The organism is Variovorax sp. SRS16 (assembly GCF_901827165.1).
Taxonomy (GTDB): Bacteria; Pseudomonadota; Gammaproteobacteria; order Burkholderiales; family Burkholderiaceae_C; genus Variovorax.
This window is the reverse complement of the sequence record NZ_LR594666.1, coordinates 5,350,202-5,372,748: the sequence shown is the minus strand read 5'-3', so window position 1 is coordinate 5,372,748 and position 22,547 is coordinate 5,350,202. Positions and strand designations below refer to the sequence as shown.

At 65.6% G+C, this 22,547-nt stretch carries 23 protein-coding genes and 1 pseudogene; 16 read left to right on the top strand and 8 right to left on the bottom strand.

Going from position 1 to position 22,547, the window contains the following annotated elements; all coding sequences use genetic code 11:
• The first annotated feature begins 255 nt into the window (after positions 1–255).
• The 5 genes from E5P2_RS25930 (at position 256) to E5P2_RS25905 (ending at position 4,936) form a co-directional block, all read left to right on the top strand.
• A complete protein-coding gene (locus tag E5P2_RS25930; protein WP_162569960.1) occupies positions 256–1,119 on the top strand; it encodes a fumarylacetoacetate hydrolase family protein in 864 nt (287 codons plus the stop codon).
• The gene (locus E5P2_RS25925) at positions 1,120–2,310 is read left to right on the top strand and encodes a Rieske 2Fe-2S domain-containing protein (protein WP_232080852.1); all 1,191 of its coding nucleotides are present in this window, start codon (positions 1,120–1,122) and stop codon (positions 2,308–2,310) included.
• Between the two features lie 116 nt (positions 2,311–2,426).
• Complete coding sequence (locus tag E5P2_RS25920; RefSeq protein WP_162569959.1) at positions 2,427–3,416, top strand: Bug family tripartite tricarboxylate transporter substrate binding protein; 990 nt, start codon at positions 2,427–2,429, stop codon at positions 3,414–3,416.
• 57 nt (positions 3,417–3,473) lie between these two features.
• Positions 3,474–3,971 (top strand): bacteriohemerythrin, encoded by a 498-nt coding sequence (locus tag E5P2_RS38305; RefSeq protein WP_332107561.1) that lies wholly within the window; start codon positions 3,474–3,476, stop codon positions 3,969–3,971.
• 266 nt (positions 3,972–4,237) lie between these two features.
• Positions 4,238–4,936, top strand: a complete 699-nt coding sequence (locus E5P2_RS25905) for a Crp/Fnr family transcriptional regulator (protein WP_232080851.1) — start codon at positions 4,238–4,240, stop codon at positions 4,934–4,936.
• Positions 4,937–5,054: 118 nt separating this feature from the next.
• Here E5P2_RS25905 and E5P2_RS25900 read toward each other — a convergent pair whose 3' ends face one another.
• Positions 5,055–6,026 (bottom strand): PDR/VanB family oxidoreductase, encoded by a 972-nt coding sequence (locus tag E5P2_RS25900; RefSeq protein WP_162569955.1) that lies wholly within the window; start codon positions 6,024–6,026, stop codon positions 5,055–5,057.
• A gap of 207 nt (positions 6,027–6,233) precedes the next feature.
• A complete protein-coding gene (gene corA / locus E5P2_RS25895) occupies positions 6,234–7,220 on the bottom strand; it encodes a magnesium/cobalt transporter CorA (RefSeq protein WP_162569954.1) in 987 nt (328 codons plus the stop codon).
• Positions 7,221–7,401: 181 nt separating this feature from the next.
• Between corA and E5P2_RS25890 the strand changes: the two genes are divergently transcribed.
• From E5P2_RS25890 to hprK, 4 genes are all read left to right on the top strand, one after another.
• Positions 7,402–9,510 (top strand): ATP-dependent helicase, encoded by a 2,109-nt coding sequence (locus tag E5P2_RS25890; protein ID WP_162569953.1) that lies wholly within the window; start codon positions 7,402–7,404, stop codon positions 9,508–9,510.
• Positions 9,511–9,733: 223 nt separating this feature from the next.
• Positions 9,734–10,063: a ribosome hibernation-promoting factor, HPF/YfiA family gene (gene hpf / locus E5P2_RS25885; protein ID WP_162569952.1), complete on the top strand. Its 330-nt coding sequence runs from the start codon at positions 9,734–9,736 to the stop codon at positions 10,061–10,063.
• A 94-nt stretch (positions 10,064–10,157) separates the two neighbouring features.
• On the top strand, positions 10,158–10,625 hold the full coding sequence (locus E5P2_RS25880; protein ID WP_162569951.1) for a PTS sugar transporter subunit IIA: 468 nt from the start codon (positions 10,158–10,160) through the stop codon (positions 10,623–10,625).
• Positions 10,626–10,653: 28 nt separating this feature from the next.
• Positions 10,654–11,613, top strand: coding sequence for an HPr(Ser) kinase/phosphatase (gene hprK, locus E5P2_RS25875; RefSeq protein ID WP_162569950.1), 960 nt, complete (start codon positions 10,654–10,656; stop codon positions 11,611–11,613).
• Here hprK and fur read toward each other — a convergent pair.
• Positions 11,610–12,029, bottom strand: coding sequence for a ferric iron uptake transcriptional regulator (gene fur / locus E5P2_RS25870; protein ID WP_162569949.1), 420 nt, complete (start codon positions 12,027–12,029; stop codon positions 11,610–11,612). The genes hprK and fur overlap by 4 nt on opposite strands.
• Positions 12,030–12,114: 85 nt before the next feature.
• Here fur and E5P2_RS25865 point away from each other — a divergent pair, with 85 nt between their 5' ends.
• The 5 genes from E5P2_RS25865 (at position 12,115) to E5P2_RS25845 (ending at position 15,823) form a co-directional block, all read left to right on the top strand.
• Entirely contained in the window at positions 12,115–12,669 is a 555-nt protein-coding gene (locus tag E5P2_RS25865) for an outer membrane protein assembly factor BamE (protein WP_162569948.1), read from the top strand.
• 96 nt (positions 12,670–12,765) lie between these two features.
• Complete coding sequence (gene dapB / locus E5P2_RS25860) at positions 12,766–13,566, top strand: 4-hydroxy-tetrahydrodipicolinate reductase (RefSeq protein WP_443083564.1); 801 nt, start codon at positions 12,766–12,768, stop codon at positions 13,564–13,566.
• Between the two features lies 1 nt (position 13,567).
• The gene (locus tag E5P2_RS25855; RefSeq protein WP_162569946.1) at positions 13,568–14,263 is read left to right on the top strand and encodes a MotA/TolQ/ExbB proton channel family protein; all 696 of its coding nucleotides are present in this window, start codon (positions 13,568–13,570) and stop codon (positions 14,261–14,263) included.
• 23 nt (positions 14,264–14,286) lie between these two features.
• On the top strand, positions 14,287–14,733 hold the full coding sequence (locus tag E5P2_RS25850; protein ID WP_162569945.1) for an ExbD/TolR family protein: 447 nt from the start codon (positions 14,287–14,289) through the stop codon (positions 14,731–14,733).
• A gap of 184 nt (positions 14,734–14,917) precedes the next feature.
• Positions 14,918–15,823 (top strand): LysR family transcriptional regulator, encoded by a 906-nt coding sequence (locus tag E5P2_RS25845; protein ID WP_232080850.1) that lies wholly within the window; start codon positions 14,918–14,920, stop codon positions 15,821–15,823.
• Positions 15,824–15,845: 22 nt separating this feature from the next.
• Here the strand turns inward: E5P2_RS25845 and E5P2_RS25840 are convergent, their stop codons facing one another.
• Entirely contained in the window at positions 15,846–16,955 is a 1,110-nt protein-coding gene (locus tag E5P2_RS25840) for a transglutaminase-like domain-containing protein (protein ID WP_162569943.1), read from the bottom strand.
• Between the two features lie 147 nt (positions 16,956–17,102).
• On the opposite strand from E5P2_RS25840, the gene E5P2_RS25835 reads away from it, so the two are divergent.
• Both E5P2_RS25835 and E5P2_RS25830 read left to right on the top strand, forming a co-directional pair.
• Entirely contained in the window at positions 17,103–17,882 is a 780-nt protein-coding gene (locus E5P2_RS25835; RefSeq protein ID WP_162569942.1) for an SDR family NAD(P)-dependent oxidoreductase, read from the top strand.
• A gap of 7 nt (positions 17,883–17,889) precedes the next feature.
• Positions 17,890–18,675, top strand: coding sequence for an SDR family NAD(P)-dependent oxidoreductase (locus tag E5P2_RS25830; RefSeq protein WP_162569941.1), 786 nt, complete (start codon positions 17,890–17,892; stop codon positions 18,673–18,675).
• A 23-nt stretch (positions 18,676–18,698) separates the two neighbouring features.
• Here E5P2_RS25830 and E5P2_RS25825 read toward each other — a convergent pair whose 3' ends face one another.
• From E5P2_RS25825 to E5P2_RS25810, 4 genes and pseudogenes are all read right to left on the bottom strand, one after another.
• On the bottom strand, positions 18,699–19,676 hold the full coding sequence (locus E5P2_RS25825; RefSeq protein ID WP_162569940.1) for a Bug family tripartite tricarboxylate transporter substrate binding protein: 978 nt from the start codon (positions 19,674–19,676) through the stop codon (positions 18,699–18,701).
• Between the two features lie 30 nt (positions 19,677–19,706).
• Positions 19,707–21,089: pseudogene (locus E5P2_RS25820) on the bottom strand (hypothetical protein); the annotation flags it as partial.
• Positions 21,090–21,101: 12 nt separating this feature from the next.
• Complete coding sequence (locus E5P2_RS25815; RefSeq protein WP_162569938.1) at positions 21,102–21,419, bottom strand: UGSC family (seleno)protein; 318 nt, start codon at positions 21,417–21,419, stop codon at positions 21,102–21,104.
• 98 nt (positions 21,420–21,517) lie between these two features.
• Positions 21,518–22,498, bottom strand: coding sequence for a Bug family tripartite tricarboxylate transporter substrate binding protein (locus E5P2_RS25810; RefSeq protein ID WP_162569937.1), 981 nt, complete (start codon positions 22,496–22,498; stop codon positions 21,518–21,520).
• Between the last annotated feature and the right edge of the window lie 49 nt (positions 22,499–22,547).

The following is a 22,547-nucleotide window of genomic DNA, read 5'->3' as shown; positions in this document are numbered from 1 at the left end:
GAGCATCCGCGCAAGCAGAAAATGGAGAGCGGCCATTGAACTCGCTTCTCACGGCGTCGTCACGTTGGCGATGACAAACCGCGAACTGGCAGAGACGAAGGGATCGGAAGGTGGACTGTCTCGTTGCTGAGGACAATGCCGCGTTCGAAATCTGAGCATTGCAACAAACGGGACATTTGAATCACATTCTCGATTGCTTGGAGCGTTGGCCCTGCAGACACTTGATTCGTTCAAGTTTGAAATGCAAGGATTCAAATGACGAGAAAGAACTTCAACCTTGGCCGATTTCGATTCGATGGCCAAATCCTGATCGGACGAATCGATGGAGGCGATGTCGAGGTCGTGTGTGACGGCGATGAGCTTCCGCTCGCGCTATCGCCCGAGGGCCAGGAATTGCCTGCGAAAAGACGGATCCCTGTGGATGCCGTAGAGATGTTGCCGCCACTCCATCCGGCCGGCCGCGTTTTCGCGATCGCCATCAACTATTCGGCCCACGGTGCCGAAGCAAAGGCCGCTCCGCCCGAGCGCCCCCTGATTTTCTACAAGGCGCCTTCCAATTTCGTTGCTCATGGCGGGACGCTCAATCCGAACAAGGCCATCACTTCGAAGCTTGACTACGAAGGGGAGATTGCTGTTGTCATCGGCAAGCCTTGCAAAGATGCCTCACTTGATACCGCCTTGAGTTTTGTCGCTGGCGTATGCGCTCTGAACGACGGGTCCGCCCGAGACCTCGGCAAGATCGCGATCGGCACGCCCGGGCCCGACGCCACGTATTGGCCGGACTGGACTGCGAACAAGGGCCTGGACGGCGCCTCGGCACTCGGACCCACGATCACCTGCGGCCCCGAGGTACTGGGTGCGTTGCGTGAGCGGGAACTGACGATCACCACGCGGCTGAATGGAGCGGTGGTGCAAAGCGCAAGCATGAAAGAGATGATTTTCTCGACAGAGCAGATCATCGCGACGCTGTCCTCCTACATGACGCTGCTGCCCGGTGACGTCATCGCAACGGGAACGCCAGCTGGCGTCGGCATGGCGCGGAGCCGCTTTCTCAGAACCGGCGACGAGCTCGAGATCCAGGTCGGCACGCTCGAAGCTTTGTCCGTGAAGGTGGGGTAAATGAAACAGGCAATCGACAACAAACTGGTTCAACAAGCGTCTCGGATGAGGCAATTGACCGAAACGTCCGCCGGCACTCCGATGGGGACGTTGCTGCGCAAGTTCTGGCATCCTTTCGCGCTTTCGAGTAGCGTGACCGCGGGCAAATCAAAGGCCGTGCGACTGCTGGGTGAAGATCTGGCCCTTTACCGGGGGGAGTCGGGTCGTGCTTATCTCGTTGCCAATCGCTGCGCACATCGCTTGACGAAGCTTCACACGGGCTGGATCGAGGGCGAGCAACTGCGCTGCATGTATCACGGCTGGAAGTACGACGGTAGCGGGCAATGCGTCGAGCGGCCGGCAGAGCGACCTGGCAGTGAAACTGGCATTCGGATCGATGCCTATCCCGTTCATGAGTACTGCGGGCTGATTTTCGCGTACATGGGAGAGGGAGAGCCCCCGATCTTCGATCTTCCTCGCAAGCCGAGATTCGAAGAGCCGAACGTTCTGCTATTTCAACGCCAGGAGATCTGGCCTTGCAGCTGGCTTCAGCACGCAGAGAACTCGCTCGACGCGGTACACGTCAGTTTTGCACACCAGATCGGAAGGGTCGGTGCGTTTGGCCATGCGATCACCACCGGCATTCCCGAACTCGACTATGAGGAGACGTCAGCCGGAATTCGCCAAACCGCGGTGCGCACGATGGATGGGAAGTCTCAAGTGCGGATCAGTGACTGGACATTTCCCTACGGAAATCACGTGACCATCCCCAATGTGAAAGAGGGTCTGCCGTGGGCCGAGAGCGCGAACTGGATGGTTCCGATCGATGACTTCCACACCATTCGGATGTCCCTGCGTGCAGTGCCTTCCACCACGCCGGAGGCGGACGAGGAGCAGCGACGCTATGCGGACGAGTGCGCGGACTACAATTCGGCCGACTATCACGACGAACTTTTCGCCGGGCAGTATCCCGACGATCCGCTGGTGCGGCTGACCAGCGCCCAGGACTATGTGGCCCTTGTCGGGCAAGGTGCAATCGTCGATCGGGTGAGTGAACGCCTTGGGTCTTCTGATCGTGGCATCGCGCTGCTGCGCCGCATAATCTTCCGGGAGATCGATGCGCTGCAGGCCGGCACTCCGACCAAGGAGTGGCGGCGGCTGGAGAAGCCATCCAAGCTGTTCGAATACAAGAAGGCCGAAACCGAAGCTTAGGGTGTCGACCGGAGTTTGAGTGAACAGCCTGTTGAAGAGATCGATCGTATTTCCCGCGGTCTCGCGGGGTCGCCATCGACTCTCTTCGTGAACCAAGTCAACACCGCGGCATAAAGATGATTAGCAAGAGACAAATACTAAAGGCGGCCGGCGCATTGCCGTTGGCATGGACCATCAGCGGGCCTCGTGTCGGATACGCGCAGAGCCAAGCCTATCCCGGCAGGCCGGTGACGCTCGTTGTGCCATTCAGCGCGGGAAATGCCTCTGACACCACGGCTCGTGCTCTCGCGCAACAGTTGGGCAGCACACTGGGTCAGCAGGTTGTCGTCGACAATCGTCCAGGCGCGGGAGGCGTGACGGCTGTCAAGCTGCTGGCCAGATCGGCACCGGACGGGCACACGCTTCTATTTGTCGGCGCTGGCGTGGCGATCTCTCAGTCCCTCTTGAAGCCCGCTCCATACGACATGCTCAAGGATTCCGTCCAGGTTTCGACGGTCAGCAGCGATGAACTTCTCGTCCTTGTGCCGAGCAATTCGAAGTTCGAGACATTTCAAGATTTCCGCCGTGAAGCGAAGGAGCGTGGATCCGCCATGACGGTGGGCGTCAACACGCTTGGAAGTCTCCAGCATTTGAGTGCGGAGCTGCTCAAGTCACGCGCGCAGCTTGAATACGTCATCGCCCCCTTTGGGGCGGCCAGTCGACTTGTCAACGGGCTGGTGGCCGGGGATGTGGACCTCGCGCTCGAGTATGCGGCCCCAATGCGCAGCCTGATTTCGAGCGGCATGGTCAAACCCCTGGCGATCTGCAGCGCAAAGCGATCCGAGCTCTGGCCCGAGGTACCCACGATGAAGGAACTCGGGATCCCTGACTACGAGATTACATCGTGGTCGATGGTTGTCGCGCCCGCGCAAACACCGGAATCGATCGTCCATCGGCTCAACCAAGGAATTCGAAGCGCCCTGGCGGCTCCCGCGTTTGTGACTCAGATGAAGGCCAATGGAACGAGGATTCTGGGTAGCACGGCTTTGCAGGCATCGGCGCTGATGGCCAGCGAGATCAAGAGGTGGGCGGGCGTCATCAACGCGTCGAAGATCGAGCTGAGATGACACGCTACGCACAATCGAAGCGGTGGCGCAGCCGCGCGAACCCTGGCGTCACTTGCGATGCATGAGTCCACGCAAAATTTGAACAACGGCGATCCGATGGGGACGCCGTTGTTCTTGAATCTGGGAGACGAAGGCCTCGATCGCGACCACGCCCATCTGCAGGATCTCATTCTCGCGCTGCTTGACAGCAGGCCAGAGGAAGCGGCTGACAAACTGGATCGGCTGCGCGTCCACGCCCGCGCGCATTTTGATCGTGAGGATGGCGACCTTCGGCACTTGGGTGGCAGCAATGCGATTTGCCATCTCGATGAGCATGCTGCAGTCATGAAGTCGCTGGACGAGGTATGGGCCATCATTCGCAGCGATGAAACCGCTTCAGCGGTGGTGGAGCGCCTTGCAAAGAGTCTCTCGCTTGAATTGCTGCGCTGGCTGCCAGAGCATGTGGGCGAGATGGACGCGGGCTTGGCTGCCGAGCGCACTCAATCGCGTTTCGGGGGCGCGCCGGTGCGGATCGCGCGGAGTTTCCCGGGTGGGTCAGGTCGAAGCCAGTCCTGACAAGTCCGCGCACAGCCTCTCTGACCTGTTCGCATCCAGGTATCCAATCGCAAGGACGTGGTGGCATCGAGGCGAAGATGTGCGGCGTGCTCATCTATGTCATCGCAAACCGGCGCCGGTGGCTGTGAGTGAGCAGTATGATGCCCCACGAACGTTCATGGAGCGCCGGTGGCGATCTCGAAGTTTCCGCATCGACAAGGCGCTGCGCTGCCGTGCAGGCTCAGCATGGACCGAAGCCACATGGCGAGCACGCTGGACGGCGGGGCATGGCGGTGATGACGAATGTCCTCGTGCGCTTGACGATTGCCCAATCGGAACTCTTCTCCACGTGGCCGGAAGAATCCCTGGATCGCCTCATTGAGGCAGCCGACCTGCTTGTCGCCGAGCCTGGTACATGCATCCATCAATCGGGTGACCCGGCAAACTATCTCTACCTTCTTGTCAACGGATGGATGAATCTTTCGCGGGCGATACCAGAAGAGCGAGATTTCACGGCAGGTTTGCATCTTGCGGGTGCGTTCCAAGGACTGGGGCCGGTGATCACACAAACGCCCCACATGCACACGGCCACTTGCAAAGAAAAGACCGTGCTTGTTCGCATCCCCGGGGCGTTGCTGCGCGAGATGGTTGCTCGAGACGGACGCTTGTCGTTTTCACTCTTTGCCGCGCTGCAGACGAGACACCGTCGAGCATTGACGCTCTACGCAAGCGCTGCCGTCCATAGCATCCAGGCAAAGATTGCAGGGCTGCTGACGTCAATCAATGCACGCAGCGCTGGCGGTCGGACTTCTGCGATGATCAATTTATCCCAGGACGAAATTGCGACCATGCTGGGCACCCGGCGGCAAGTGGTAAACCGTGCATTGCGAGACATGGCTGCAGAGGGCGCGGTTGATGTTCAGTACGGAAAGATATCGATCACCGATATGGAGAAGCTTCAAAAGATGTCGCAAAAAATCGACTAGCGATGCTGGACATGATGACCGCCTTGCCCGGATGGGCCGCCATCCTGTCCGGGAAGACTGGGACAAATACCTCGACGCATCGGCTCGCACTTCTCCACTGCGTCGACTTCCAGCATGGCTAGAGGTCCAGTATGAGCTCTCGCGATTTGGCGCCTGAGCAGCAGACAATCATCGTCGTGCCACTTGCTCGCTCGGAATCAGATAGAACGTAATCGCGGTGATCTGGAACCCCTGCAAGGACCTTCGTCTCGCAAGCGCGGCATATCCCGCTCATGCACGAGTGAGGAACGTCGATATTCGCGTTCAGCAGTGCGTCAAGGATCGTACTTCCAGGCCCTACTGGCACGATCTTGTTTGATCTCGCCAGCCGCACGTTAAACCGTTGATCTTGCGCACTTTCAGTGCTTGTGGCATTGGCGGGCGCAGCAAAATATTCACGGTGCATCAGACGCGCTTCACGATCTGCAGTAGCGGCGTCAAAAGCTCTGAGCAATGGAAAGGGGCCGCAGCAGTACACGTCGGCGTCGCTCTGGGTGGCTTCGATGATTGCGCGAATGTTCAACATCCTGTTCGCATCGCCGCCATCGAAATTGAGATAGACCTGGCCGCCCGAGGTCGTTGCCATCGACAGAATTTGATCTACGTACGACGCGTTTTCGCGCGTGCGCGCCGAGTAGTAAAGAGTCCAGGATGCTTTGAGTTGCGCCAGGCGCTGGATCATGCTCCAGAGCGGGGTAATACCGATTCCACCCGCAATAAGAACCGTGTGCGAAGCGTCCTCGCGGAGCGTGAAGTTGTTTCGTGGTTCGGAGACAGTAAGAACATCACCGACTTGAAGTCGGTCGTGCATGAAGCGAGATCCACCCTGACCGAACGCTTCGCGATTGACAGCAATCACATATCGATGGCTTCCCCCGGGCTCATTGACCAGTGAGTAGCTGCGAACAATTCCGATCGGAAGATGCACATCGATGTGTGCGCCTGCGGTAGCGATAGGCCATCTTTCGTCATCGATCGGCCGAAAATCAAAGCTGAGAATCTGGTTCGCGAGACTCTCGATCGCGTGCAGTCTGGCCTTGTGTGTCCTCATGCATCAATTCTGTGATGGTGCTGAGTTTTTTGCGAACGGAGCCTGTGCGCAATTGTGTTGAAAGTTGCAATCTCAACTGTGACAACGCCGTCGGCACTGACGGCAGGCCGGACTCGGTGCAGGGGCCTGACGCTCCCTTGCGTCACACGACCCATGTCCTCTCGAAGCCGGCAACGACACCGGCGGCGATGGATGTGCGAACAGGCCCTACTTGAGCCAGCCGCGCCGCCGGAAATACCACATCGGCCCGAGCGCGCTGGCGATCATGAGCAGGATCGCATAGGCATAGCCATAGGCCCAGTCCAGCTCCGGGATGAGCTTGAAGTTCATCCCGTAGACGCTGGCGATCAGCGTCGGCGGCAGCAGCGCCACGCTGGCCACCGAGAAGATCTTGATGGTCTTGTTCTGGTTGATGTTGATGAAGCCGACGGTCGCATCCATCAGGAAGTTGATCTTGTCGAACAGGAAGGCGGTGTGGTTGTCGAGCGATTCGATGTCGCGCAGGATCTGGCGCGCTTCCTCGAACTGCTCGGCGTTGAGCATGCGGCTGCGCATCATGAAGCTGACCGCACGCCGCGTGTCCATCACGTTGCGGCGGATGCGGCCGTTCAAGTCTTCCTGCCGTGCGATCGCGGCCAGCACCTCGCCGGCCAGCTCGTCGCTCACGTTGCCTTCGAGCACCTTCTTGCCGGCGATCTCGAGTTCGTCGTAGATGTTCTCCAGCGTGTCGGCCGAGTATTCGGCGTCGGCATCGAAGAGCTTGAGCAGCACTTCCTTGGCGTCCTCGATCAGCCCCGGCGCGCGCCGCGCGCGCATGCGCAGGAGGCGGAACACCGGCACGTCCTCGTCATGGATCGAGAACAGCACGCCGCGGCTGCGCAGTTCGGTGTTGTGCTGGTTGAGGATGAAGGCCACGCGCACCGAGCGCGGGTTCTCGTCGTCGTCGATCAGGAAGTCGCTGCGGATGTGCAGCTCGCCGTTGTCTTCTTCGTAGAAGCGCGCCGACTCCTCGATGTCCTCGTCCATCGCATCCTCGGGGATGGACAGGCCGTAGTACTGCTTGATCCAGCGCTTTTCCTCGACGGTGGGCGATTCGAGATCGACCCAGATCGGCTGGAACTGCGACAGCTCTTCGAGCGCCTCGATCTCTTCCTGGACGAGGCGGCCGTTGGCCAGCGTGAAGATGTTGAGCAAGGTTCACTCCCGTGAATGTCTGGGCGAAGAGGATGGGGGAATGGGGCGCTCACCGGGGATTTGAAAGCTGCCGGGATCGGTGCCCATGCGTAGTCTCCGTGCGCAGCGAGGCGCGATTATGTCACCGCACCCGGTGCATTCGCGCTGCGGATCTGGATGGGCATCCAGTAAAGTCGCGGTGATGCAGAGCGTCGCGCCACCCGCACCGATGTCCCAGAGCGGACGGCTCGCGGCCGCGCTCGCGCAGCTCAACGAGGCGCAGCGCGCCGCGGTCGATCATGGCCTGGATGCCGCGCTGGGCGCGGCACAGGATGAACGCCCGCTGCTCGTGATCGCCGGCGCCGGCTCGGGCAAGACCAGCACGCTCGCGCACCGCGTGGCGCACCTGATCGCGCGCGGCACCGATCCGCAGCGCATCCTGCTTTTGACCTTCTCGCGCCGGGCCGCGCAGGAGATGGAGCGCCGCGCCGGCCAGGTGCTGGCGCGCGTGCTCGGGTTGCGCGCCGAGGCGCCGCCGGCGCTGCCGTGGGCCGGCACCTTCCACGGCATCGGCGCGCGGCTCCTGCGCGAATACGCGGCGCTGATCGGGCTCGGCGAGAACTTCACCATCCACGACCGCGGCGATGCCGAGGACCTGATGGGCCTGGTGCGCCACGACATCGGCCTGTCGGCGATGCAGCGGCGCTTTCCGCAGAAGGGCACCTGCCTCTCGATCTATTCGCGCACCGTCAACACCTGCGCGCCGCTGGCCGAGGTGCTCAAGCAGGCCTTTCCGTGGTGTGCCGAGTGGGAGGCCGAACTCAAGCGGCTGTTCGGCGCGTATGTCGATGCCAAGCAGCAGCAGAACGTACTCGACTACGACGACCTGCTGCTCTACTGGGCCGGCATGGTGGCCGAGCCGTCGCTGGCGGCGCAGGTCGGCGCGCGCTTCGACCATGTGCTGGTCGACGAGTACCAGGACACGAACCTGTTGCAGGCCAGCATCCTGCGCGCCCTCAAGCCGGAGGGCCGCGGCGTCACCGTGGTCGGCGACGATGCGCAGTCGATCTATTCGTTCCGCGGCGCCACCGTGCGCAACATCCTCGACTTTCCGCAGCAGTTCGGGCAGCCCGCGCGCATCGTCACGCTGGAGCGCAACTACCGCTCGACGCAGCCGATCCTCGATGTGTCCAACGCGGTGATCGCCGCGGCCGCCGAGCGCCATGCCAAGACGCTGTGGACCGACAAGCCCTCGGCCGGCCGGCCGCAGCTGGTGCTGGTGGCCGACGAGGCGCAGCAGGCGCGCTTCGTGGCCGATCGCGTGCTCGCGCACCGCGAGGGCGGCCTGGCGCTCAAGTCGCAGGCGGTGCTGTTCCGCACCTCGGCGCACAGCGCGGCGCTCGAGCTCGAGCTGGTGCGGCGCAACATCCCCTTCGTCAAGTACGGCGGGCTCAAGTTCCTCGAAGCCGCGCACGTCAAGGACTTGCTCGCGGTGCTGCGCTTCGCGCAGAACCCGCGCGGACGCATGGCGGGTTTTCGCGTGACGCAGCTGATCCCGGGCATCGGCCCGGTCACGTCGACGCGGCTGCTCGATGCGATGGCCGAAGCCGCCGATCCGGCCGAAGCCGTGCGGGCCTTCGTGCCGCCCTCGGCCGCGCAGGCGGAGTGGGCGCGCTTCGCCGCCATCTATGCGGCCCTGCGCGCGCCCACGCTCGCATGGCCGGCCGACATGGACCTGGCCTTGCAGTGGTACCTGCCGCACCTGGAGCGCCTGCACGATGACGCTGTGCTGCGGCGCGGCGATGTCGAGCAGCTCGCGCGGCTGGCCTCGGGCTACGCCTCGCGCGAGCGCTTCCTGACCGAGCTCACGCTGGACCCGCCCGAGGCGACGAGCGACCGGCCGGGGCCGCCGCTGCTCGACGAGGACTACCTGATCCTCTCGACCATCCATTCGGCCAAGGGGCAGGAATGGACCTCGGTGCACGTGCTCAACGTGGTCGACGGCTGCATTCCCGCCGATGTCGCGCAGGGCGCGCAGGAGCTCGAAGAAGAGCGGCGCCTGCTCTATGTCGCGATGACCCGGGCGCGCGACCACCTGCACCTGCTGGTGCCGCAGCGCTTCTACGTCACGCAGCAGGCGGCACGCGGCGACCGCCATCTCTATGCCGGCCGCACGCGCTTCATTTCCGCCGCCGATGCCGAGGGCTTCGACCAGCGGACCTGGCCGCCACCGCCCGAGCGCGCACCGCATGTGCCGGCACCGGCTGCGGCCATCGACCTGCTCGGCCGCATGCGCGCGGCCTGGCGCTGAGGCAGGCCTCACTCTCATTTCGATAGCAACGAATGCCTGTCCAGCATGCATCTGGCGGCATCGAAAAAAGGGGATTGCAATTCGATGACAGCATGGGCATAGTGAACCGACCTTCCCCTCTTCCTTCTCCTTTCCCCGCTCTCTCCATCCCCCCGTTTCGCCGGCCAGGCCCCCTTCCAGGGGCGTGGTCATTTCCCCAACCGTCAATTCCAGGAGGTCATTCATGAATTTGACGATCAGCGGTCATCACCTCGACGTCACCCCCGCTCTGCGCAATTACGTTACAGGCAAGCTGGACCGGATCACCCGCCATTTCGACCAGGTGGTCGATGTGAAGGTGATCCTCACGGTGGAAAAGCAAAAGGAAAAGGAACGCCGGCAACGAGCCGAGTGCAACATCCACGTCAAGGGCAATGACATGTTCGCGGAGTCGAGCCACGCTGATCTCTATGCCGCGGTCGATGAGCTGGTCGACAAGCTCGACCGGCAGGTCGTGCGGCACAAGGACCGCCTGCAGGACCATCATCACGAAGCACCCAAACGTGTGATGTAGTCCCCTTCTCCGGGCAAATACTCTTGCGGGCCGCTTCAAGCGGCCCTTTGCTTTTTTTGGGGCAGGTGCATAATCGCCCCCGCCCCGCCCCAACATGAACCGACTCGCGTCCATCCTGCCGCCCGCTCAAGTGCTCGTGAGCGTCGACGCCACCAGCAAGAAACGTGCTTTCGAAGAAGCCGGCTTGCTGTTCGAGAATCTCCACGGCCTGGGCCGCGCCCTCATCACCGACAGCCTCTTTGCCCGCGAGCGCCTGGGCTCCACCGGCCTCGGCCATGGCGTGGCCATTCCGCACGGGCGCATCAAGGGGCTCAAGTCGCCGATGGCCGCGGTGTTCCAGCTCGCCAACCCGATCGGCTTCGACGCCCCGGACGAGCAGCCCGTGGTGCTGCTGATCTTCCTGCTGGTGCCCGAGGCGGCCACCCAGAAACACCTTGAAATTCTTTCCGAGATTGCCGAACTCCTGAGCGACGCCAATCTGCGCGAGCAGATCAAGTCCAGCTCGGACGCCGCGAAGCTGCACGCACTGATCGCAGGATGGCAATCCGCCCAGGTCGCGTGAAGCGCGGCCCACCGGGACGGTCCGGCGCATGAAGCCCACCGTCATCAGCGCCGATGCGATGTTCGAGGAATTCCGCGGCTCGCTGCGGTGGGAATGGCTCGCGGGACTGGGCGCCTCGGAGCGTCATTTCGATGCCGAGGTCATCAGCCGCGCCCAGTCGGCCGCCGACCTGGTGGGCTACCTCAACTACATCCATCCGTACCGCGTGCAGATCCTCGGTGCGCGCGAGGTTGCCTACCTGACGCGCGGCACGGCCGCCGACTGCGAACGGCGCATCGCGCGCATCGTCACGCTCGAGCCGCCGATGCTGGTGCTGGCCGACGGGCAGCCCGCGCCGGACCAGCTGCTGTCGATCTGCGAGCGCGCCCAGCTGCCGCTGTTCGCCACGCGCGAATCCTCGGCCTTCGTGATCGATCTGCTACGCGCCTATCTGTCCAAGCATTTTGCCGAGCGCACCTCGATGCACGGCGTGTTCATGGACATCCTGGGCCTGGGCGTGATGATCACCGGCGAGTCGGGCCTCGGCAAGAGCGAGCTCGGGCTGGAGCTGATCTCGCGCGGCAACGGCCTCGTGGCCGACGACGCGGTCGATCTCTACCGCATCAACCAGAACACGCTCGAAGGCCGCTGCCCCGAGCTCCTGCAGAACCTGCTCGAGGTGCGCGGCATCGGCCTGCTCGACATCCGCGCGATCTTCGGCGAGACCGCGGTGCGCCGGAAGATGCGGCTCAAGCTCATCGTGCACCTGGTGCGGCGCGACAGCTTCGAGCGCGACTACGAGCGCATGCCCTCGGCGCCGCTCACGCAGGACGTGCTGGGCATCCCGGTGCGCAAGGTGATCATCCAGGTGGTGGCCGGCCGCAACATCGCCGTGCTGGTCGAGGCGGCGGTGCGCAACTCCATCCTGCAGCTGCGCGGCATCGACACCTATGCCGACTTCGTGGCGCGCCACCACAAGGCGATGGAAAGCGCCAGGGATCTCGATTAGCGTTTGTTTACACAATCGGCGCAGAGGCCGTAGAGCGACATCGCGTGGTCCTGCAGGATCCAGCCCTTGTCCTTTGCCACCGATTGCTGCCGGTTTTCGATCTCGGGGTCGTAGAACTCCTCGACCTTGCCGCACGAAGTGCAGATCAGGTGGTCGTGGTGCTTGCCCTCGTTGAGTTCGTACACCGCCTTGCCGCTCTCGAAATGGCTGCGCTCCAGGATACCGGCCTGCTCGAACTGCGTCAGCACGCGGTAGACGGTGGCGAGGCCGACGTCGGAGTGCTCGTTGAGCAGCACGCGAAATACATCCTCGGCCGTCATGTGGCGCTGGCCGCCGTTCTGGAAGATCTCGAGAATCTTGAGGCGCGGCAGGGTGGCCTTCAGGCCCGTGTTCTTGAGTTCGTCGATGTTGGCCATGGTGGTTCCTCTCCTGCGGTGCGCGGGGCGCTCGCCAGGGGCCAACCGCTACAATGAGCCGATCATATCGCCTACCCTTCTTGCCATGCCTGCCATTCCCCAACGCCGCCTCTGGCTGCTGATCGGCGCCGTCGCGGCGAGCCTGAGTCTTGGCGCCTGCAGCAGCTTCACCGACCGCACCCGCAGCGCGCTGACCACCATCACGCCCTACAAGGTCGAAGTGGTGCAGGGCAATTTCGTCTCGAAGGAGCAGGTCGAGGCGCTCAGGCCCGGCATGTCGCGCCAGCAGGTGCGCGAGATCCTCGGCACCTCGCTGCTGAACGACATCTTCCATTCCGACCGCTGGGACTACGTGTTCACGATCCGGCGCCAGGGCGTGGAGCCGCAGGAGCGCCGGCTGACGCTGTTCTTCAAGGACGAGGTGCTCGACCATTTCTCGGGCGACCCGATGCCGAGCGAGCAGGAGTTCGTCGCCACACTCGACGTGCGCAAGCACAGCGGCAAGGTGCCGGACCTGGAAGCGAAGCCGGACGAGCTCAAGAAATACGAGCCGTCCAAGGAGAAGCAGGCCGCCGAGGCATCGCCCGCGTCCCTGCCGCCGCTGCCGCCGAGCTATCCCCCGCTCGAAACCGCGCGCTGAGCGCGCGCCGGGCCGCGCCGGCCGGTCCGCATCCGTATTCCGCATCCCCGAGGGCTGAAACGCGTGACTGACTCTTCTTCATCCAATCCCCCGCCGCTGCGGCGCGTGGCGATCGCGGGCGCTTCCGGCCGCATGGGCCACATGCTGATCGAGGCCGTGCGCGAGGCGCCCGACTGCCGGCTGGCCGGTGCGCTCGACATCGCGGGCAGCCCGGCCATCGGCAGCGACGCGGCCGCGTTTCTCGGCTTTGCGAGCGGCGTGCCGATCGTGGCCGACCTGCGCCAGGGCCTGAAGGATGCCCAGGTGCTGATCGACTTCACGCGGCCCGAGGGCACGATGGCGCATCTGGCCATGTGCCGCGAACTCGGCGTGCAGCTCGTCATCGGCACCACCGGCTTCAGCGACGCGCAGAAGGCCGAGATCGCCGAGGCCGCCAAGGAGGTCGCGATCATGATGGCGCCCAACATGAGCGTCGGCGTCAACGTCACCTTCAAGCTGCTCGAGATGGCGGCCAAGGCGCTCTCCACCGGCTACGACATCGAGATCATCGAGGCGCACCATCGGCACAAGGTCGACGCGCCCTCGGGCACCGCGCTCAAGATGGGCGAGGTGATCGCCGAGGCGCTCGGCCGCGACCTCAAGGAATGCGCCGTCTACGCGCGCGAAGGCATCACCGGCGAACGCGATCCCTCCACCATCGGCTTTTCCGCCATCCGCGGCGGCGACATCGTCGGCGACCACACGGTGCTGTTCGCCGGCACCGGCGAACGCATCGAGATCACGCACAAGTCGGCCAGCCGCACGACCTATGCGCAGGGCAGCCTGCGGGCCGTGCGCTTCCTGGCCGGCCAGCGAGCCGGGCTGTTCGACATGGCCGACGTGCTGGGGCTCCGCTGAGATGAGCGTCCTCGAGCTGCTGGCCCACGGCGACGCCGTCAGCCGCTCGGTGGCAGCGCTGCTGCTCGCGATGTCGGTGTCGAGCTGGGTCGTGATCCTCTGGAAGGCCTGGCTGCTGCGCGGCGGCACGCGCGACGTGCTGCGCAGCATCGCCGCCTTCTGGCAGTCGCCCTCGCTCGGCGATGCCGAGGCCAGCTTGCGCGCCTTCGATCGCGCGGCGCTGGTCTGGCCCGCGGTCAGCGCCGTCAAGAACCTCTCCGCGCGCTCCGATGCGGGCACGCTCGGTGGTGCGGGCGACCGCAGCCAGCGCCTCACGCGCGCGCTGCGCGATGCGCTGCATGCGGCGCTGCGGCGCCTGCAGGCCGGGCAGATCCTGTTGGCGACGGTGGGCGCCACAGCGCCCTTCGTCGGCCTGCTCGGCACGGTCTGGGGCATCTACCTCGCGCTGACCGGCATTGCCGGCGAGACGGGCGGCTTCACCATCGACAAGGTCGCCGGACCGGTCGGCCAGGCGCTGATCATGACGGCCTTCGGCCTGGCCGTCGCGATCCCGGCCGTGCTCGCCTACAACGTGTTCGGCCGCGTGGTGGGGCGGATCGAGGCCGAGCTCGAAGGCTTTGCGCACGACCTGCTCGGCATGCTCGGCGAGCCGCCGCGCGAAGCGCCGCTGCCGCCCGCGCGGGCAATGCCGGCCTAGCCCCCCGAACGGAACGCGCGCCCATGGCCTTCGGTCGCACCTCGCTCGGCAGCGCAGCCACTGGCGGCCGCGCCACCGGCGCCGGCGGCCAGCGCCCGTTGTCCGACATCAACGTGACGCCGCTGGTCGATGTGATGCTGGTGCTGCTGGTGATCTTCATCATCACGGCGCCGCTGATGGCCAGCTCCATCAAGCTCGACCTGCCGCGCACCGATGCCGGCGACGCGACCGACGCGCCCAGGTTCGTGAGCCTGGTGGTCGATGCGGCCGGCAAGGTGTACCTGAACGACAAGCCGGTGACCGATGAACAGCTCGCGCAGCAACTCGAGAAGGCTGCCGCCGACAGCCGCGACACCGAGGTGCAGCTGCGCGCCGATCAGACCGTGCCCTACGGCAAGGTGGTCGAGCTGATGGGCATCGCCAACAAGGCCGGCCTGAGCAGGATCGGCTTCGTGACGGAAAAGAAATGACCCCCAGGCTTGCTCGCTTCGCGTAGCCGCCCACCCCCTTTCCGGGGGCCATACCAGCGGCCCAGCGAAGCCGGTTCCGAGGTATTCCTGGAACAAGTCATCGGGCTCGAGAGACGGGGCGGCCTAGAATGGATCTTCGCTGCAGGAGCTGAAGATCGATCGTCTCTGGGGCATGGAAGTTTTCGTGCGCGTTGCCGAATGCGGTAGCTTCTCGCGTGCGGCCGAGTCGCTGGATCTGGCGAATGCGACGGTCACCACCTGTGTGCGCAACCTGGAGCGGCATCTCGACGTCACGCTGATCGATCGCGACACCCGCCGCCTGCGCGTCACCGAAGAAGGCCAGACCCTGCTGCTGCGTGCGCGCGAACTGCTCGGCAGCGTCGCGCGCATCGAGGACGAGATCCGCAGCCAGGTCGGCGGCTTGCGCGGCCGGCTGCACATCGAGACGCCGATCTCCCTCGGCCATACCCTGTTGTGTCCCGCGCTGCCGGCGTTCGCCGCGCGCTACCCGGACATCGCCGCGGCGGTCACGCTGACCAACCAGCCGCACCACCTGATCGAGCGCGGCATCGACGTGGCGATCCGCATGGACCAGGTGGAAGATGCCGACCTGGTGGCTCGCCCGATCTACGAGAGTCGCTACGTGGTGTGCTGCGCGCCGCAGATCGTCGCCACGCTGCCGGAACATCCCGGCGACCTGGACCGCCGAGGCTGCATCGGCATCCTGCCGGAAGAACGCCGCTCGGTGAATCCGTGGCGGCTCCGCAAGGACGCGCAAGACATCGAGATCCGTCCCGAGGGCCCGCTTCACTTCAACAGCAGCGACGCGCTCGTGATGGCGACGCAGCAGGGCGCGGGCGTGTCGTACGTGCTGGACGTGTTCGTGAACGGTTCGCTCGCCGAAGGCACGCTGGTGCAGGTCTACCCCGAGTGGACGACCGGCATGCGGACCTTCCACGTCGTGATGGCGAAGTCGCGCGTCGGCTCGGCGAAGGTGAAGGCCTTCACCGACTTTCTCTTCGAGGTGTTCGATGCGCAGCGCAGACCGAGCGCGAACGCCGTGATCGGCGTGCGCGCCCAGCGCGCCTGAAGAAGACAGCGCGCGCCGCGGCTCAGGCGACTTCGCGCGCGGAGATGCTGTAGCGGAATTGCTCCGGCGCGTACGGATCCACGCGGCCTGCGGAGGTCTCCGCCACCGGGTACATCAGGAAGCCCATCGGCTTGCCGCTGGCGCCCGGCAGCACGACGTCGTGTGCGTCGTTGTAGGCCATCCAGTTGCCTTCGCAGCAGCCGAACAGCTTCTTGTTCACGGGCGCGACGACCGGGTCCGAGACGTCCCGGATCCAGGCCGCCGTTTCCTGGCGCATGACCTTGGTGACGTCGGCAGGATCCATGGCGACCCAGCCGTGCCCCTTCACGTACGCTTCCGCGCGGCAGTGCTGCGCCGCCGCGAGCTGAGCGGAGTTGCCGCCGAGTTCCTTGTAGCCGAAGGCCGAGGGCGCGAGGCGCACCCCGTAGAGGTCGCGCGCGGGAATGCCGACCGAGCGGCACATGCCGACGAACAGCGCATTGATGTCGGCGCATTTGCCCGAGGGGCTGCCGAGCTTCAGCATGGCGTTCACGTCGCCTTCGCCGCAGCCGCGCACGGAGGGCTCGCGGTACACGTTGCTCGCGATCCAGTCGTAGATCGCATGCAGCTTCGCGACATCGCCCTCTGCACCCCGCGTGGCATGCAGCGCGGCCGTGCGCACCAAGCCGTCGGTGGGGATCAGCGCGGTCGGCTGCGTCCATGCGGCATGCGTGGCCGCGTCGTCCGCGACTTGGCCGCGTGCGTTCCAGTCGACCGCGCGATCGCGCGTGCTCACGCGGCTGGTCACCTCGAGCATCGCCTTCGCTGTGCCCGGTTCGAAGCGGGCATGGACCATCTGCGCGCCCTGCGCGCCATCCCAGGCGATGGCGGCCTGGCCATTGCTCGAGAAGCGCGTGGACAGCGATTTCTGCCAGTCGGTGTCGATCGAAGGCACCGGCACCCAGACCTGCGCGGCGCCGGGCGGCAGCGCCAGCTCGACCTGCGTCGTCACGTCGAAGGTGCGCCAGCGCTGCGAGCCGGGCTCGAAGCTGCGCTGCGGCGCCGCGAAGGCGAACTCCGGCAGCGCCAGCGGCAAGGCCGCCGCGGCGGAAGCGGCAGAGGCCTGGCGAAGGAAATGGCGGCGTGTGTGCATGAAGGTCTCCTCTTGAGATGCTCGCGATCATGGTCCCGCGCCGCCCGAAGCGGGAGGCGCAAAAACCGAAAACTGGTTTCGCCGAATCGCGCTTTCGCGCGGCGACCTGCGATCCTACAGTGGCGCGACTTCAACGAGGAGATCAGCATGCGCATGGCCGACCGGTTCGGTATCGTCACGGCAGCCGCTTCCGGCATGGGCCGTGCAGGCGCCCTTCGCTTCGCCGCCGAAGGCGCGGCGGTGGCGGTGGTGGACCTCGATGAGGCAAAGGCCGGCGAAGTCGCCGCCGTGATCGAGGCCGCAGGCGGCCGGGCCTTCGCGCTCGCCGGCAACCTGATGGACGAGGACTTCGCGCGCGGCATGGTCCACGAGGCGAAGAAGCGCTTCGGCCGGCTGGATTTCCTGTGGGCCCATGCCGGCCACCCGTCGGTGTCGCGCGTCGAGGGGCTGGACCTGCACGAGTTCGACGTCGCGATGAACCTCAACGTGCGCGCCGCGCTGGCCAGTGTCATCGAGGCGATCCCGATGATGCGCGAACGCGGCGGCGGCAGCGTGCTGTTCACCTCGTCGACCTCCGGCGTGATCGGTTCGCCCTTCAGTCCGCTCTATTCGGTCGCCAAGTGGGGGCTGATCGGCCTGGCCCGTTCGCTCGCCAAGCGCTACGGGCCGGACAACATCCGCTTCAACGTGGTCTGCCCCGGCACCACCGACACGCCGATGCTGCGCGTGCTGGTGTCGCGTCCCGACGAGGAGGAGACCAAGGGCAAGGACATCGACGAGCTCATGCGCGTGCGCAGCGCCGGCAACCCGCTGGGCCGCGCCGCGCGGCCGGAGGAGGTGGCGAACGCGGCGCTGTTCCTGCTGTCGCACGAGGCCTCTTTCGTCAATGGCGCCTCGCTGCTGGTCGACGGCGGCAAGACCGCCTGAGCGCGCCATGCAGCTGCAGGGCTATCACGCCGTCGTGACCGGCGCGGCGCGCGGACTGGGCGCGGCCGCGGCGAAGCGCTTCGTCGCCGAGGGCGCGCGCGTGGTCGTGGCGGACATCGACGGCGAGGCCGCGCGCGCCTGTGCCCAGGCCATCGATGCGAGCGGCGTGCGCGCGACGGCGCGGGTGTGCGACATCGCCGACCCCGCGGCCTGCGCGGCGCTGGTGGCGCAGGCCGAATCCTTCTTCGGCGCGCCGATCGACGTGTTCCTCGCGCATGCGGGCCTGGGCTACGCGGGACCGCTCACCGAGGCCGACCCCGAACGCATCCGGCGCATCGTCGAGGTGAACGTGCTCGGCACGATCTACTGCGCGCAGGCCGCGCTGCGCAGCCTCGTGCGCAGCCCGCGCGCCAGCCTGATCTTCACCAGCTCGCTGCAGAGCGTCACCGCGCGGGCGCAGCGCAGCGTGTACACCGCATCCAAGCATGCGATCGTCGGGCTGACGAAGGCTCTGGCGCTCGAGTATTCGCCGCAGGGCGTGCGCGTGAACGCCATCGCGCCGGCGTCGAGCGACACGCCCTTCCTGCGCACGCAGCTGGAAGCGGTCGGCGCCAGGGACGTCGATCAGGCGGTGCGCGAGGTCGCGGCATCGATGCCGCTCGGCTGGCTGCCGACGCCGGAGGATTTCGCCGATGCGGCCGTGTTCCTCGCGTCCACCTCGGCGCGCTCGATCACGGGCCACAACCTGCTGCTGGACAGCGGCGCGGCGGCCGGGTTCTTTCGCCGCGGCTAGCGCGCCGCGCGCTCACTCGACCTTCACTCGGCCTTGATGCCCGCCCGATCGATGACGGCCTTCCAGCGCTTCGATTCCACGGCGAAGAACTTCGCCGCATCGGCGGGCGATCCGCCGACGACGATGCCTTGCAGCTGGCGCAGCTTCTCCTGCACGTCGGGCGTGTCGAGCGCGGCCTGCGCCGCGGCATGGACCTTGCGGATGATCGCCTGCGGCGTGGCCTTCGGCGCCGCGATGGCGTACCACACCGACGACTCGTAGCCCTTGACGCCGGCTTCGTCCAGCGTGGGCACGTCCGGGTAGGTGGGCAAGCGCGTTCGGGTGCCGACGGCCAGCATCCGCACGCTGCCCGACTGCAACTCGCTCAGGTAGCCGGGCACGTTGTCCAGCACGACCTGGATGCGGCCCGCGGACAGGTCGACCTTGGTCGGCGCGGCGCCCTTGTAGAACACGTTCTGGATCGGCGCGCCGGTCATGGCCTTGAACATCTCCAGCGACAGATGGCCCGAACTCCCCGTGCCCGAGGAGCCGCCGTTGAGGCTCGCGGGATGCTTCTTCGCATAGGCGATCAGCTCCTCGGCCGACTTCACCGGCAGGTCCTTGTTCACGATCAGCGCGTTCGGAAAAGTCGCGAGCACGATGATCGGCGCGAAGTCTTCCGGCCTGTACGGCATGTCCTTGTAGAGGTACTGGTTGGTCGTGAAGGCGCCCGGGTTCGTGAGCAGCAGCGTGTAGCCGTCCGCCGGCGCCTTGGCCACCATCTCGGCGCCGATGTTGCCGGCGGCGCCGCCGCGGTTGTCGATCACGAACTGCTGCCCGAGCTGCGCCGACATCCTGGCGGCGACCAGCCGCGCGAGGATGTCGGTGATGCCGCCCGGCGCCCACGGCACGATGACGCGCACCGGTTTGTCGGGCCAGGCGGCCTCGGCGGTGGCCAGCGCGGGCAGCAGCAGCGCGCCGGCCACCGCCGCCAGCGCCATCTTGCGGCGAGAGGGGTTCATGTCTTGTCTCCGGCTTCGGGTTCTTCGACCTCAGTTCTTCGGCAGGCTGGCCCAGTTGGCGGGCAACTTGATCTCCTTCGTGGTGACGCGCGTGTAGCCGGAGTCGAGCGTCTTGATCCGGTTGCGGCCGGGGTCGCCGGCCACCAGGATCTCGATGTACTCGGGTCCGGGCATGACCTTGATCGGGTCGTCCGGCCCCACGGCGAATTCCGGCGGAAAGGTCCCGAGCTGGATCTTCTCCTCGATGGTGTGGACTTCCGCCATCGTGTACTTCAGCTCGAAGTCCATGTAGCGGCGCGGCACGGTGGCGTGCTCGCAGATGTAGCGGCGGATGTCGTCCTTCGAGTAGCCGGCTTCGGCCAGCACCTTGGCCACCGGCGGCGCGAGGACGAACACGATGTCGTTCACGAAGCCGGTCGGGCCGCGTTCGGAGAACAGCGCGAGCGCCGGCTTGCGCAGCGCGTCGCGGCACATCTGCATCAGCGCGCACTCCGCGCCGCCCTGGTCGTCGCGCGTGTAGGGCGAGGGCTGGAAGCCCCAGTTCATCGTCGTGCTCACGGAGACCGTGCTCGCGCGGCGGTCGAAGCCCTTCTCGACGTGGTACGGCTCCCACGGATTGAGATCCTCGTTCTCGGCGAAGGCGAAGTTGATCGGGTAGCCGAAGGTCCCCATCTGGTTCTTCGCCGGGCGGTAGCCGCCGATGTTGCGGATGATGAGCCCCAGCGCGCGCCCGAGCGAGGGATTCGCGCCGCGCGAGATCAGGCCCGCCGCATCGTTGAAGCCCAGCTCCTTGACGATCGGCCCGTTGAGGAAGACATAGGGCATGACGCCCCAGGTGGTGCCGATGTTGTCGAGGTTGTACTGGTCCTCCTGCAGGGCTTCCACCAGCGCGATGAGCACGGGCATGGTCTGCGGCTTGCATCCCGCCATCACGCCGTTGGCCGCGATGTTCCAGACGGTGGCGCGCAGGTTCATCTGCGGCAGCACCGCGATCACCTCTTCAGGCGAACGGTCGGTGTAGCGCAGGAATTCCTGCACGCGCTCGAGCGTCGGCGGCACGATCGGCAGGCCGTCGCTCCACTCCATCTCGTGGAAGTGCGCATTGATCTGTTCGAAGCTGCCCTCGAACACCACCCGCTTCGAATCCCACTCGCTCGTCTTGCCCGGCGTGCGCGGCTTGATCGGCCTGGTGAGCGCGTTGACGATGCGCTCGAACAGCACGTTCCTGATCTTGTCGCGGATCTCCGCATGGTCGACCCCGACCGCGCCCGGGTATTCGACCACGGGCACGTCCGGCACGCCGGCTGCCTTCGCGGCGAGCTGGCCCACCATGTTGAACCCCGGCATCGACACCACGGCCGACGGGATGCCCAGGATCTTCTCTGCTTCTGCTGCCGGCCGCACCGCGGCCGGTGTGCAGGTGCCTCAGCCCCCGTTGCCGGTGATGACGGCGTCGGCCCCCCTGGCCTTCAGCGCGGCCGTGATCTGGTTGAGCACCTCGCGCTGGTAGGACGGAGTGCCCTTCAGCGACGCATACGGGATCTCGGTGTAGGGAACGATCTTCACGTCGGGGAAGCGCTCCTTGAGCAGCTCGCGATAGATCGGGAACATGATGTCGCCCTTGAAGTCCTCGTTCCAGACTTCGGCGACCACCTTGCCGTTGAGGGTGTCCAGGCGCTTGGCGAGGTTCTTCTGCTCGACGGCTTCTGCGCCGATCGGGCTGATGACGGACATCGTTTCCATGGGGTGCGATCCTTTCGGTGGGCTGCTGCGGTCGATGTTAGGCACGGCCCCTCGGGGTGCCAATGCGCGCGGTGGAAAACAGCATTCGCTTTTTCCTTCTACTTCGCGTGTTCCGGCTTCAGGCCCGCCTTCGATGCCACGCCGTTCCACTTGACCAGTTGAGCGCGCACGTAGGCGGTCGCTTCCTGCGGCGTGCTGAAGGCGGCCTCGGTCTTGGCCGAGCGATCCAGCCGCTGCACGGTGTCGGGCTGGGTCAGCGCCTGGCGGAACGCGGCGTTGAGCCGTGCGATCACTTCCGGCGGCGTGCCCGCGGGCGCCAGCACCGCATACCAGACCGAGTCGCTCATGCTCGGGAAGCCCGCCTCGGCCAGGGTCGGCACGTCGGGCAGGCCGGGGTAGCGCTTGCGGCCCGTCACGCCGAGCGCCTTGACCTTGCCGGCCTTGATCTGCGGCTCGACGGTCGGCATCGCGATCAGGCCCATCTGCACGTCGTCGGTCATGATCGCCGTCATCGCTTCGGGCGTGCCCTTGAACGGCACATGCACGATGTCGAGCGCGCGTTCGTTCTTGAGCAGCTCGCCCGTCAGGTGGCCGATGCTGCCGATGCCGGCCGACGCGTAGTTGAGCTTGCCCGGCCTGGCTTTCGCCAGCGCCACGAGTTCCGCCATCGAGTTCGCGGGCAGCGAGGGCGGCACGACGAAGGCCATGCTCTGCTCGCCCATCAGCGTCACCGCTTCGAAGTCCCTGGCCGGATCGAAGCCGAGTTCCATCAGGCTCGGCAGCACCGAGAAGCTCAGGCTGGCGAGGAACAGCGTGTAGCCGTCCGGCTTCGACTTGGCGACGTACTGCGCGCCGATCGAGCCGCCCGCGCCCGCCCTGTTTTCCACCACCACCGACTGGCCCAGCGCGTCCGACAGGCCGGGCGCCACGGCGCGTGCGGCGAGGTCGCTGCCGCTGCCCGCGGGGAAGGGCGACACCAGCGTGACGGGCCGGGCACTGGGAAAACCTTGCGCGGCCGCGCCGCCGCAGAGGGCGAACGCAGCCGTTGCGAGCGCGGCAAGAAAGAGTTTGCGGTGCATGGTGCGGCCCAGTGTAGAGAGCAGCCTCGGCGCGCACCAGACCGGGGCG